At 63.3% G+C, this 13218-nt stretch carries 9 protein-coding genes, 1 tRNA gene and 1 pseudogene; all 11 read right to left on the reverse strand.

Translation table 11 applies throughout. The features are described from left to right. Positions 1–23 precede the first annotated feature (23 nt). Entirely contained in the window at positions 24–845 is an 822-nt protein-coding gene (locus ACK4FJ_RS16600; protein ID WP_409767843.1) for a hypothetical protein, read from the reverse strand. Between the two features lie 20 nt (positions 846–865). Further along, on the reverse strand, positions 866–5188 hold the full coding sequence (gene rpoC / locus ACK4FJ_RS16605; RefSeq protein ID WP_409767844.1) for a DNA-directed RNA polymerase subunit beta': 4323 nt from the start codon (positions 5186–5188) through the stop codon (positions 866–868). 35 nt (positions 5189–5223) lie between these two features. Next, entirely contained in the window at positions 5224–9321 is a 4098-nt protein-coding gene (rpoB, locus tag ACK4FJ_RS16610; protein ID WP_409767845.1) for a DNA-directed RNA polymerase subunit beta, read from the reverse strand. A 266-nt stretch (positions 9322–9587) separates the two neighbouring features. Further along, the gene (rplL, locus tag ACK4FJ_RS16615; protein WP_409767846.1) at positions 9588–9965 is read right to left on the reverse strand and encodes a 50S ribosomal protein L7/L12; all 378 of its coding nucleotides are present in this window, start codon (positions 9963–9965) and stop codon (positions 9588–9590) included. A gap of 64 nt (positions 9966–10029) precedes the next feature. Next, positions 10030–10539: a 50S ribosomal protein L10 gene (rplJ, locus tag ACK4FJ_RS16620; RefSeq protein ID WP_409767847.1), complete on the reverse strand. Its 510-nt coding sequence runs from the start codon at positions 10537–10539 to the stop codon at positions 10030–10032. A 360-nt stretch (positions 10540–10899) separates the two neighbouring features. Then, positions 10900–11616, reverse strand: coding sequence for a 50S ribosomal protein L1 (gene rplA / locus ACK4FJ_RS16625; RefSeq protein ID WP_374305416.1), 717 nt, complete (start codon positions 11614–11616; stop codon positions 10900–10902). 15 nt (positions 11617–11631) lie between these two features. Then, a complete protein-coding gene (rplK, locus tag ACK4FJ_RS16630) occupies positions 11632–12066 on the reverse strand; it encodes a 50S ribosomal protein L11 (protein ID WP_409767848.1) in 435 nt (144 codons plus the stop codon). A gap of 146 nt (positions 12067–12212) precedes the next feature. Continuing rightward, positions 12213–12743, reverse strand: a complete 531-nt coding sequence (gene nusG / locus ACK4FJ_RS16635) for a transcription termination/antitermination protein NusG (RefSeq protein ID WP_409767849.1) — start codon at positions 12741–12743, stop codon at positions 12213–12215. Between the two features lie 2 nt (positions 12744–12745). Next, positions 12746–12943, reverse strand: coding sequence for a preprotein translocase subunit SecE (secE, locus tag ACK4FJ_RS16640; RefSeq protein WP_409767850.1), 198 nt, complete (start codon positions 12941–12943; stop codon positions 12746–12748). Between the two features lie 43 nt (positions 12944–12986). Beyond that, a tRNA-Trp gene (locus ACK4FJ_RS16645) sits at positions 12987–13063 on the reverse strand. Positions 13064–13100: 37 nt separating this feature from the next. Continuing rightward, positions 13101–13218 (reverse strand): annotated as a pseudogene (gene tuf / locus ACK4FJ_RS16650) (elongation factor Tu); the annotation flags it as partial.

Below are 13218 nucleotides of genomic sequence, written 5' to 3' on the forward strand. Positions count from 1 at the left end.
TTCGCGAGGGGTGGCAAGCCAACTCACGGTGTTCCTACCAGCACGCTACCGTCTTCGAGTTCAGCTTCAAAACCTGCCCCGATTTTTCGCAGACGCCGCAGCGGGGCCGACAATTGTTCGACCCGTTCTTCCCGTAGCCTACCGTCCGAAAGCGACATTAGAACAAGCCGCCGACGCTGCCGGTCTGGCAGCAATATCCGGTCGCGAGTCCGCCCGTGATCGACGATTGCCATCGCGATCTCGGCTCGTCCATTGACATGGTTGCTGTAGCCCGCCGCCTCGGCCAACAGCGGCAACTCGCCCATCTGAATACGGTAGACCCGCAGCAAACCTGCCAGATGCGGCATCGCTACCAGGGCGACTTCGTTCGCTACGCCATCGCCGTCGAAATCGCCTATGCCTATGGGCGCCAGCCAGCGGTTGGCCGTACCGATAAAGGGCGTGGCTGCCAGCAGTCGCCCCTGCCCAACAGCCAGACCATAGAAGGAGAGTCGCGAACCGAGGCGGCGATCGCTCTCGATCACCATGGCGGCATCTCCCAGCGCCGGCACAGAAACCAGGCGCGGCGCAAGATCCTCGAACACCCGATCCTCTGGCACCACGATCCGGATGGAAGCCCCCGCCCTGTCCTGCAAAACCAGCGCGCCGGCCTCGATGCTGTCGCCCAGCGCGCCATGGGCATAGCGCGTGGTAGGATCGGTGAACCATGCACGAGCGATGCTGCCCTGCCCTGTTGCCATGGCCGTGCCCGGCACCAGTTCCGCCGGCTGCGCCGCGGCACCAAAACCGCAGAGCAGTATCAAAGAAAAAAGAAAGGGAGCGGCTTTGCGGCCGCTCCCCATCATTAGCATGGCTGGAAGGCCCCTTACTCGGCGGCGTCGCCGACGGCGGCCTGCAGTTCGCTTTCCAGCGCATCGGCGAAATCGCGGTCGCGCTGGGCGGCCAGCGACTTCATGCGGTTCATGATGGCGCCGGTGCCGACCGGGATCAGGCGGCCGACGATCACGTTCTCCTTGAGGCCGATCAACTTGTCCACCTTGCCGCCGACGGCAGCCTCGGTGAGCACGCGAGTGGTCTCCTGGAAGGACGCGGCCGAGAAGAACGACCGGGTCTGCAGGCTCGCCTTGGTGATGCCGAGCAGAACCGGCATGGCCTTGGCGATCTTGCGGCCCTCGGCAGCCGTCTTGGCGTTCACCTCGTCGAACTCGCTGCGGTCGACCTGCTCGCCGATCAGGAAGGTGGTGTCGGCAGGATCGGTGATCTCGACCTTCTGCAGCATCTGGCGGCAGATCACCTCGATGTGCTTGTCGTTGATCTTCACGCCCTGCAGGCGATAGACCTCCTGGATCTCGTTGACGAGATAGTTGGCCAGCGCTTCGACGCCCATCACCTTCAGGATGTCGTGCGGCGCCGGGTTGCCATCGAGCAGATGGTCGCCCTTGCGCACGAAGTCGCCTTCCTGCACGGCAATGTGCTTGCCCTTCGGGATCAGGTATTCGACCGGATCGGTGCCCTCTTCGGCCGGCTTCAGGATCAGGCGGCGCTTGGCCTTGTAATCCTTGCCAAACTCGACGCGGCCATCGATCTCCGCGATCACCGCATGGTCCTTCGGACGCCGGGCTTCGAACAGCTCGGCGACGCGCGGCAGACCGCCGGTGATGTCGCGGGTCTTGGTGCCTTCCACCGGAATACGGGCGAGCACGTCGCCGGCATGCACCTGGGCGCCGTCCTCGACCGACAGGATGGCATCCGCCGACAGGTAGTAGCGGGCCTCGGCGCCGCTCACCAGGGTGAGCACTTCGCCCTTGTCGTCACGCAGGGTGATGCGCGGACGCAGCTCGCTGCCCTTCGGGTTCTGCTTCCAGTCGGAGACGACCTTGTAGGAGATGCCGGTCGACTCGTCGGTGGCCTCGCGGACCGACACGCCCTCGACCAGGTCGCGGTAATGCACCAGACCCTCGCGCTCGGTGATGATCGGGCGGGTATACGGATCCCACTCGGCGATGCGCTGGCCCTTCTTGACCTTACCGCCTTCGTCGGCCACCAGGCGGGCGCCGTAGGGCACCTTGTGGCGGGCGCGTTCGCGACCGTTGGCGTCGACCAGGATGACCTCGCAGTTGCGGCCCATCACCACGAAACGGCCCTGGCTGTCGGTCACCAGGTTGCGGTTTTCGATCTTGATGGTCGCATCATAGGCGGCCTCCAGGCTCGACTGTTCCGCCACCTGGGCGGTACCGCCGATGTGGAAGGTACGCATGGTGAGCTGGGTGCCCGGCTCGCCGATCGACTGGGCGGCGATCACGCCGACCGCCTCGCCGATATTGACCTTGGTACCGCGGGCCAGGTCGCGGCCATAGCACTTGCCGCAGACACCGGTTTCGCTGTTGCAGGTCAGCACCGAGCGGATCAGCATGCTTTCCACGCCGGCCGTCTCGATGATGTCGACGTCGCGTTCCTCGATCAGGCCACCCGCCGGCATCAGGACTTCGCCGGTCAGCGGATGCTTGACGTCGACCGCGGCGGTGCGGCCCAGGATACGCTCACCCAGCGTGGCGATCACCTCGGCGCCCTCCACCACCTCGCGAACGGTCAGGCCGCGCTCGGTGCCGCAATCATCCTCGGTGATGATGCAGTCCTGCGCCACGTCGACGAGGCGACGGGTCAGGTAACCCGAGTTGGCGGTCTTGAGCGCCGTGTCGGCCAGACCCTTGCGGGCGCCGTGGGTCGAGTTGAAGTACTCGAGCACGGTGAGGCCTTCCTTGAAGTTCGAGATGATCGGCGTCTCGATGATCTCGCCCGACGGCTTGGCCATCAGGCCGCGCATGCCGGCAAGCTGCTTCATCTGGGCAGCCGAACCACGAGCGCCAGAATGGGCCATCATCCAGATCGAGTTGATCGGTTTGCGGGCGCCGGTCACCTGATCGATGTCGGTCTGAATGACCTTCATCATCTCGTCGGCAACGCGGTCGGTGCACTGCGACCAGGCATCGACCACCTTGTTGTACTTCTCGCCCTGGGTGATCAGGCCGTCCTGGTACTGCTGCTCGTATTCGCCGACCAGCTTCTTGGTATCCTCGATGTGCTTTTCCTTGGTCAGCGGCACGACCATGTCGTCCTTGCCGAAGGAAATGCCCGCCTTGAAGGCGCGGTTGAAGCCGAGCGCCATCATGCGGTCGCAGAAGATGACCGTCTCCTTCTGGCCGCAATGGCGATACACAACGTCGATGACGTTGGTGATCTCCTTCTTGGTCAGCTGCTGGTTGATGACCCGGAACGGCACGTTCTTGTGCTTGGGCAGTATCTCGCTCAGCAGCATGCGGCCCGGGGTGGTGGTGACGCGGGCAATGATCGGCGTGCCCTCGGCATCCACCGTGTTGAGGCGGGCCTTGATACGGTGATGCAGGCTGATCGCCTTGGCATCCAGCGCCTGCTGGATTTCCGCCACGGTCGAGAAGACCGGGGTCTTCTCCACGACGGCGCCATTCTGGATCAGACGCTCCAGCTCGGCCTTCACCGCAGTCTTCGGAATTTCGACATTGGTCTTGGGGTCGAACAGGATGACGTCGTCCTCCGTCCAGGCCTTCAGCAGAGCCGCACTATCCTTGACCTTGAGCACGTTGCCGAGCGGCGCCGGGCGTTCCATGGTCAGGTAATACAGGCCGAGCACGATATCCTGCGACGGTACGATGATCGGCTTGCCGTTAGCCGGGCTGAGGATGTTGTTGGTCGACATCATCAGCACGCGGGCTTCGAGCTGGGCTTCCAGCGACAGCGGCACGTGCACCGCCATCTGGTCGCCGTCGAAGTCGGCGTTGAACGCGGCGCAGACCAGCGGATGCAGCTGGATCGCCTTGCCTTCGATCAGGGTCGGCTCGAAAGCCTGGATGCCCAGACGGTGCAGGGTCGGCGCGCGGTTCAGCAGCACCGGATGCTCGCGGATCACCTCTTCGAGGATGTCCCAGACTTCCGGCCGCTCCTTCTCGACCATCTTCTTCGCCATCTTGACGGTGGCGGCCAGGCCGCGCAGCTCAAGCTTGGAGTAGATGAACGGCTTGAAGAGTTCGAGAGCCATCTTCTTCGGCAGGCCGCACTGGTGCAGCTTCAGCTCCGGGCCGACCACGATGACCGAACGGCCCGAATAGTCGACGCGCTTGCCGAGCAGGTTCTGGCGGAAGCGGCCCTGCTTGCCCTTCAGCATGTCGGACAGCGACTTCAGCGGACGCTTGTTTGCGCCGGTGATGACGCGGCCACGGCGGCCGTTGTCGAACAGGGCGTCGACGGCTTCCTGCAGCATGCGCTTTTCGTTACGCACGATGATGTCCGGCGCGCGCAGCTCGATCAGCCGCTTCAGGCGGTTGTTACGGTTGATGACGCGGCGATACAGGTCGTTGAGGTCCGAGGTGGCGAAGCGGCCGCCATCCAGCGGCACCAGCGGGCGCAGCTCGGGCGGGATCACCGGCACCACGGTCAGCACCATCCATTCCGGGCGGTTGCCGGAATCGATGAACGACTCGATCAGCTTCAGGCGCTTGACCAGCTTCTTCGGCTTCAGTTCCGAAGTGGTCTCGGCCAGCTCCTGGCGGATATTCTCGCGCTCCTTTTCCAGGTCGATGGCGATCAGCAGGTCGCGGATCGCCTCGGCGCCGATCTTGGCGACGAAGGCATCATCGCCATATTCTTCCTGGGCGCGATAGAGCTGTTCTTCCGTCAGCAGGTCGAACTGCTTCAGCGGGCTGAGGCCCGGCTCGACCACCACGTAGTTCTCGAAATACAGGATGCGCTCGAGATCCTTCAGCGTCATGTCCAGCATCAGGCCGATGCGCGAGGGCAGCGACTTGAGGAACCAGATATGCGCCACCGGCGAGGCCAGCTCGATATGGCCCATGCGCTCGCGCCGGACCTTGGAGAGCGTGACTTCAACGCCGCACTTCTCGCAGATCACGCCGCGATACTTCATGCGCTTGTACTTGCCGCACAGGCACTCGTAATCCTTGATCGGGCCGAAGATGCGGGCGCAGAACAGGCCATCGCGCTCCGGCTTGAAGGTGCGGTAGTTGATGGTTTCCGGCTTCTTGATCTCGCCGTAGGACCAGGAGCGGATACGCTCCGGCGAAGCGATCGAGATCTGGATCTGGTCGAAGCTCTGGGCGCCCTGCGGCTGGCCGAAAACGTTGCTCAGTTCGTTCATGTCTGTCTCCTATCGGAGGATGCGTTGCGTGATGATCAGTAGGAGCGCTGCGACAGCTCGACATTCAGGCCGAGCGACCGCATCTCCTTGACCAGCACGTTGAACGATTCCGGAATACCGGCTTCGAAGTTGTCGTCGCCGCGCACGATGGCCTCGTAGACCTTTGAGCGGCCGGCCACGTCGTCCGACTTCACCGTCAGCATTTCCTGCAGCGTGTAGGCGGCACCGTAGGCCTGGAGTGCCCAGACCTCCATTTCGCCGAAACGCTGACCGCCGAACTGCGCCTTGCCGCCCAGCGGCTGCTGGGTGACCAGCGAGTACGGGCCGATCGAGCGGGCGTGGATCTTGTCGTCGACCAGGTGGTGCAGCTTCAGCATGTAGATGTAGCCGACCGTCACCTTGCGGTCGAACGGCTCGCCGGTGCGGCCATCGACCAGGGTGACCTGGCCCGACTTGTCCATGCCGGCCTTTTCCAGCATCTCGACGATGTCCGGCTCGTGGGCGCCGTCGAAGACCGGGGTGGCCATCGGCACGCCGCGGCGCAGGTTGTCGCTCAGCTCGATCACCTGCTCGTCAGAGAGGTCGGCGATCTTGTCGGTGTATTCCTGCTTGGAATACACGTTCCTGAGCACCTTGCGCAGGTCCTCGGCTTTGGCCGAGTTGCGGCGCACCTTGTCGAGCATGTCGCCGATCTGGCGGCCCAGGCCGGCCGAAGCCCAGCCCAGATGCGTCTCAAGGATCTGACCGACGTTCATGCGCGAAGGCACGCCCAGCGGGTTCAGAACGATGTCGACCGGCTGGCCGTCCTCGAGATAGGGCATGTCCTCCTCGGGCACGATGCGCGAGATGACGCCCTTGTTGCCGTGACGGCCGGCCATCTTGTCGCCCGGCTGCAGCTTGCGCTTCACCGCGACGAACACCTTGACCATCTTCATCACGCCCGGAGGCAGTTCGTCGCCGCGCTGAAGCTTCTCGACCTTGTCTTCGAAGCGCTTCTGGATGCGCGAGGTGGCGGCATCGTACTGCTTCTTCAGCGCCTCGATGTCAGACATCGACTTTTCGTTCTTGAGGCTGAGCTGCCACCACTGGCCGGGGGTCAGTTCCTGCAGCACTTCCTCGGTGATCTTGCCGCCATCCTTGAAGCCCTTCGGGCCCTTGTCGGCCTGCTTGCCGAGCAGCAGTTCCTTCAGGCGGCCGTAGATCGAACGCTCGATGATCGCCTTTTCGTCGTCGCGGTCCTTGGCCAGACGCTCGATTTCGGCGCGCTCGATGGCCAGCGCGCGTTCGTCCTTCTCCACGCCATGGCGGGAGAAGACGCGCACTTCCACGACCGTGCCGGAAACGCCCGGCGGCACGCGCAGCGAACTGTCGCGCACATCGGAAGCTTTTTCGCCGAAGATGGCACGCAGCAGCTTCTCTTCCGGTGTCATCGGGCTTTCGCCCTTCGGCGTGATCTTGCCGACCATGATGTCGCCCGGATGGACTTCGGCGCCGATATAGACGATACCGGCCTCGTCGAGATTCTTGAGGCCTTCCTCGCCAACGTTCGGGATGTCGCGGGTGATTTCCTCTGGGCCCAGCTTGGTATCGCGGGCCATCACCTCGAATTCCTCGATATGGATCGAGGTGAAGACGTCATCCTTGGCGATGCGTTCGGAGATCAGGATCGAATCTTCGAAGTTGTAGCCATTCCAGGGCATGAACGCGACCAGCACGTTGCGGCCCAGGCCCAGCTCGCCCAGTTCGGTCGACGGACCGTCGCCGATGATGTCGCCAGCCTTCACCACGTCGCCCACCTTCACCAGAGGACGCTGGGTGATGCAGGTATTCTGGTTCGAGCGCTGGAACTTCAGCAGCTTGTAGATGTCGACATTCGACTTCGTCATGTCCGTCTCTTCCGAGGCGCGGACGACGATACGGGTGCCGTCGATCTGGTCGACGACGCCCGAGCGGCGGGCAACGATGGTGGCGCCGGAATCGCGGGCCACCACCTCTTCCATGCCGGTGCCGACGAGCGGCGCTTCGGCGCGGATCAGCGGCACGGCCTGGCGCTGCATGTTCGAGCCCATCAGCGCGCGGTTGGCGTCGTCATTCTCAAGGAACGGGATCAGCGCAGCGGCGACCGAGACGAGCTGCTTGGGCGACACGTCCATGAAGTCGACACCCTCGGGGCGGACCATGACGAAATCGCCGTTGCAGCGGCAGGACACCAGGTCGCCAACCAGCTTGCCCTTGGCATCGACCTCGGCATTGGCCTGGGCGATGGTGTATTTGCCCTCTTCCATCGCGGTCAGGTAGACGACCTCATCGGTCATCTTGCCGTCCCGGATGCGGCGGTACGGGCTTTCGATGAAGCCATACTGGTTCACGCGGGCATAAGTGGCCAGCGAGTTGATCAGGCCGATATTCGGGCCTTCCGGCGTCTCGATCGGGCAGATGCGGCCGTAATGGGTCGGGTGCACGTCGCGCACCTCGAAGCCGGCGCGCTCGCGGGTCAGACCGCCCGGGCCAAGGGCCGACAGGCGGCGCTTGTGGGTGATCTCCGACAGCGGGTTGGTCTGGTCCATGAACTGCGAGAGCTGGCTGGAGCCGAAGAACTCGCGCACCGCCGCCGCCGCCGGCTTGGCGTTGATCAGGTCGTGCGGCATCACGGTATCGATATCCACCGAGCTCATGCGCTCGCGGATCGCACGCTCCATGCGCAGCAGGCCGATGCGGTACTGGTTTTCCATCAGCTCGCCGACCGAACGGACGCGACGGTTGCCGAGATGATCGATGTCGTCGATTTCGCCGCGACCGTCCTTCAGCTCGGTCAGGGTGCGCACGCAGGCCAGGATGTCCTCGGTGCGCAGCACGCGCACGGTATCGTCGGCCTCGAGGCCGAGACGGGCATTCATCTTCACGCGGCCAACGGCCGAGAGGTCGTAACGCTCGGAATCGAAGAACAGGCCGTGGAACAGCGCCTCGGCGGTGTCCATGGTCGGCGGCTCGCCCGGACGCATGACGCGATAGATCTCGAACAGCGCCTGCTCGCGGCCCTGATGCTTGTCGGCCACCATGGTGTTGCGGATGTAAGCGCCGATGGTGACGTGGTCGACGTCGAGCACCGAGATCTGCTCGATGCCGGCGGCTTCCAGCATCTCGATCTTCTTGACGTCGAGCTCCTCGCCCGCCTCCAGATAGATCTCGCCGGTTTCCTCGTTGACGATGTCGAGCGCGTTGTACTTGCCGGCCATGTCCTGCGGCGAGACCAGCAGTTCCTTCAGGCCCTCATCGGCCAGCTTCTTGGCCAGGCGCGGGGTGATCTTGGTGCCGGCCTCGACCGCGACCTTGCCGGTCTTGGCATTGATCAGGTCGGAATTCAGGCGCACGCCGCGCATGCGCTCGGCGTTGTAGTCGGTGCGCCAGCCCTTCTTGTCGTGCTTGTAGATCGCCTTCTTGTAGAAAGCGTCCAGGATCTCTTCCTGGGTCAGGCCAAGCGCGAAGAACAGCGTGGTGACGGGTAGCTTGCGGCGGCGGTCGATGCGGACATGCACGATATCCTTGGCATCGAACTCGAAATCCAGCCACGAACCGCGATAGGGGATCACGCGGGCGGTGTAGAGATACTTGCCCGAGGAATGGGTCTTGCCCTTGTCGTGGTCGAAGAACACGCCCGGGCTGCGGTGCATCTGCGAGACGATGACGCGCTCGGTACCGTTGATGATGAAGGTGCCCTTGTCGGTCATGAGCGGCATGTCGCCCATGTAGACGTCCTGCTCCTTGATATCGAGCACCGACTTGGCCTGGGTGTCGGGATCGACTTCGAACACGATCAGGCGCAGCGTCACCTTCAGCGGCGCGGCAAAGGTCATGCCGCGCTGCATGCATTCGTCGACGTCATACTTCGGCGCCTCGAATTCGTATTTCACGAATTCCAGCGACGAGGTCTCGGAAAAATCCTTGATCGGGAAGACCGACTTGAAGACGCCCTGCAGGCCCGCATCGGGGCGCTGGTCGGCGGCGTCATGCATCATCAGGAAGCTCTCGTAGGAGCTTTTCTGCACCTCGATCAGGTTCGGCATCGAGGTGACGCTCGGGATGCGCCCGAAGCTTTTGCGAACGCGCTTGCGGCCGGTGAACGACAAGGTCATGTCTGTCCCAAATCTATAGCTGTGCGGCGTAGGTCACGCCGCGCGGGGTTCGGACAGCGATGAATTTCACGGGCCCATTATCCCGCCGGGCGATCGCCGCGCCCAAAATCCGAAAACCGCATCGACCCGCCGGAAATCCCGCGGCGGACGGGGGTGTGCTTAACAGGGGTGCACTTAAAACGGCAAAAGCCCCGGCGACCCGGAGCGACATTCTGACGGTGTCGGGGCAGGCCACACCGGACCTGCCCCGCACCTGTACGCGGACCTTACTTGACTTCGACCTTGGCGCCAGCGCCTTCGAGCTGGGCCTTGATCTTGGCAGCTTCGTCCTTGTTGACGCCTTCCTTGACCGGCTTCGGCGCACCTTCGACCAGGTCCTTGGCCTCCTTGAGGCCCAGACCGGTGATGGCGCGCACTTCCTTGATCACGTTGATCTTGTTGGCGCCGGCATCAGCGAGGATGACGTTGAACTCGGTCTTCTCTTCAGCGGCCGGAGCGCCGGCAGCGCCACCGGCAACGGCGGCGACGGCGACCGGAGCAGCAGCCGACACGCCCCACTTCTCTTCGAGAAGCTTGGCGAGCTCGGCGGCCTCGAGGACGGTGAGCGACGACAGTTCGTCGACGATCTTCTGCAAATCAGCCATTTCGGTTACTCCTGGTTAGATAGGTTCGATACCTGGTTTGACTAGTACGGTTCGGCTTGCGACCTTAACCCTTGGTGGCATAGGCATTGAGCACGCGGGCCAGCTGGCCAGCGGGCGCCTGCACGACGCCGGCGACCTTGGTCGCAGGCGCGTTGAGCAGGCCAATGATCTTGCCGCGCAGCTCGTCGAGCGACGGCAAGGTTGCCAGAGCCTTCACACCGTCAGCGTTCAGCACGGTGTCGCCCATGGCGCCGCCAACAACAACGAACTTCTCGTTCTTCTTGGCGAATTCCACGGCGACCTTCGCTGCCGCGACCGGATCATTGGCATAAGCAATGCCGGTCGGACCCTTGAAGAGATCCTTCAGGGACGCGTAGGTGGTGCCCTCGAGGGCAAGGCAGACAAGACGGTTTTTCGCGACCTTGAAGCTGGCGCCAGCAGCACGCATCTGACGGCGCAGCTCAGTCACCTGAGCGACGGTCAGACCGTTATTCTGGGTTACAACGACAACCTCGGCCTTCTTGAAGACCTGGTTGAGCGTCGTCACCATCTCCTGTTTTTGAGCACGATCCACTGCTCGTCTCCTAAACAAGGAATCAGGCCAATGCTCCTTGCGGATACTGGCTGATCCTGGTTGGCACTTGAGCGATCGACTTGGTCGCCCCGGCTTTGCCGCTTGCGCAGCGCCACCGTAATGCGGCAAACCGATCACCCGGTTCGCCTGTCCCAGGGCTCGAACCTTCCTGAACCCGGCCAAAGCCGGATTCCTGAAAATTCTCTTCCCCGTCTATGCAGGTGGCCTCGTCCATTAAACCCTTCGGTTCGAAAACCTCCGGGGGCCTGCAGTCTCGGACAGGTTGCGGACATTCCGATTGCTCGAAACGCCGCTTCGCCGGCCCCTCCCGAGGGAAGGCCCGGCGAAACTCTTCACGCGTTAGGCAGCAGCCTTTTCGCCGCCGCCGAGCGCGTCGCTCAGCTCGATACGCACGCCCGGACCCATGGTCGAGGACAGCGCGATCTTCTTCACGTAATGCCCCTTCACGCCGGTCGGCTTGGCCTTCATCACGGCATCGATGAACGCCTTCACGTTGGCCAGGATCTGGTCTTCGGTGAACGACGCCTTGGCGATGCCGGCATGGATCAGGCCGGCCTTCTCCACGCGGAACTCGACCTGGCCGCCCTTGGCCGCCTTCACGGCGCCGGCGACGTCCATGGTGACCGAGCCCAGCTTCGGGTTCGGCATCAGGCCGCGCGGGCCCAGCACCTTACCCAGCTTGCCCACCACGGCCATCATGTCGGGCGTGGCGATGCAGCGATCGAACTCGATCTTGCCGGTGTTGATGATTTCTGCCAGGTCGTCGGCACCGACCAGGTCGGCACCGGCCTTCTTGGCCTCCTCGGCCTTCGGGCCCTTGGCGAAGACAGCGACGCGCACCGACTTGCCCGTGCCCGACGGCATGGTGACGACGCCACGGACCATCTGGTCGGCATGACGCGGATCGACGCCGAGGTTCATCGCGATCTCGATGGTCTCGTCGAACTTGGCCTTGGCATTGCCCTTGACCATCTTGACGGCATCGGTGAGGCCGTAGCGGAGGTCCGGGTTAACGGTCTTCGCGGCGGCGGTGTAGCGCTTGCCCTTGTTGCTCATGATCTAGATCTCCCCTTACTCGCCACGAACGTCCAGGCCCATCGAACGGGCCGAACCAACGATCATGCGGCATGCCGCGTCGATGTCGTGGGCGTTGAGATCCTTCATCTTCTGCTTGGCGATCTCGCGCACCTGATCCATCGTCACCGCGCCAACCTTCTCACCACGGCCGGTCAGCTTGGCGCCGGACTTGATGTTGGCGGCCTTCTTGAGGAAGTAGGTCACCGGCGGGGTCTTGGTGATGAACGTGAACGAACGGTCCGAATACACGGTGATCACCACCGGGATCGGCATGTCCTGCTCGAGATCCTTGGTCTGCGCGTTGAACGCCTTGCAGAATTCCATGATGTTGACGCCGCGCTGACCGAGCGCGGGGCCAATCGGCGGCGACGGGTTGGCCTTGCCGGCCGGAACCTGCAGCTTGATGTAGCCTTCAATCTTCTTCGCCATACTCTTTCCTTTCCTGCCTGGAACGATGCCGTTCCGTTAGCGGAGGCGCGGTGCGATCAGGGTCGGTCCGGCGAAATGGACCTTAGCTGTCTCCCACGCGGTGAACCGGGCCAGAAGCAAAAGCAGCCCGGGTACTCGCAACCAGATCAGAGCTTCTCGACCTGGCTGTATTCCAGCTCCACCGGGGTGGCGCGACCGAAGATCGACACCGCCACCTTGAGGCGTGCGCGCTCTTCGTCCACTTCCTCCACCACGCCGGAGAACGACGTGAACGGGCCGTCGGCAACGCGCACCTGCTCGCCCACCTCGAAGGTGACGGACGGCTTCGGATGTTCGACGCCTTCCTTCACCTGATTGGCGATACGCTGCGCCTCGGCTTCCGTGATCGGCGACGGCTTGCCGCCCGAGCTCAGGAAGCCGGTGACCTTCGGCGTATTCTTGACGAGGTGATAGCTCTCGTCGGTCAGATCCATCTTCACCAGCACATAGCCGGGGAAGAACTTGCGCTCGGCATTGACCTTCTGGCCGCGGCGGACTTCCACCACTTCCTCGGTCGGCACCAGCACCTCTTCGAAAAGATCGCTCATGCCCTTTTGCGCCGCGCCGTCGCGGATCGCCTGGGCGACCTTCTTTTCGAAGTTCGAATAAACGTGGACGATGTACCAGCGCGCCGCCATCGTCAGCTCCCCAGGCCGAGGACCAGCTGCACGATAAAGCGCAGGATCGAGTCGACCGCAAAAAAGAACAGCGCGGCGACCAGTCCCATGACGAAAACCATCGCCGTGGTGATCAGCGTTTCCTTGCGGCTCGGCCAGGTGACTTTGGAAGTCTCCTGCCGGACCTGCCGGAAGAACTCGATCGGACTGACTTTCGCCATCGCCTTGCTACCTACCTGTACTCATTCTCTGTCTGCGTCACGCTGGCAGGGGTGGAGGGAGTCGAACCCCCAACCCCCGGTTTTGGAGACCGGTGCTCTAGCCAGTTGAGCTACACCCCTGCACGCGCGTCAGACCTTCGCTTGGCGCAACTGGCGCTTACGCGATGATCTTGGCGACGACGCCGGCGCCGACGGTACGGCCGCCTTCGCGGATCGCGAAGCGCAGGCCCTCGTCCATGGCGATCGGCGCGATCAGCTCGACATCCATCGCAACG

The sequence above is a fragment of the Ferrovibrio sp. genome (assembly GCF_046297595.1).
GTDB lineage: Bacteria > Pseudomonadota > Alphaproteobacteria > Ferrovibrionales > Ferrovibrionaceae > Ferrovibrio.

Bases quoted from the DNA above. Each gene is read 5' to 3' on its own strand.
- ACK4FJ_RS16600 (WP_409767843.1), bottom strand. From the start codon at position 845: ATGATGGGGAGCGGCCGCAAAGCCGCTCCCTTTCTTTTTTCTTTGATA.
- rpoC (WP_409767844.1), bottom strand. From the start codon at position 5,188: ATGAACGAACTGAGCAACGTTTTCGGCCAGCCGCAGGGCGCCCAGAGC.
- rpoB (WP_409767845.1), bottom strand. From the start codon at position 9,321: ATGACCTTGTCGTTCACCGGCCGCAAGCGCGTTCGCAAAAGCTTCGGG.
- rplL (WP_409767846.1), bottom strand. From the start codon at position 9,965: ATGGCTGATTTGCAGAAGATCGTCGACGAACTGTCGTCGCTCACCGTC.
- rplA (WP_374305416.1), bottom strand. From the start codon at position 11,616: ATGAGCAACAAGGGCAAGCGCTACACCGCCGCCGCGAAGACCGTTAAC.
- rplK (WP_409767848.1), bottom strand. From the start codon at position 12,066: ATGGCGAAGAAGATTGAAGGCTACATCAAGCTGCAGGTTCCGGCCGGC.
- nusG (WP_409767849.1), bottom strand. From the start codon at position 12,743: ATGGCGGCGCGCTGGTACATCGTCCACGTTTATTCGAACTTCGAAAAG.
- secE (WP_409767850.1), bottom strand. From the start codon at position 12,943: ATGGCGAAAGTCAGTCCGATCGAGTTCTTCCGGCAGGTCCGGCAGGAG.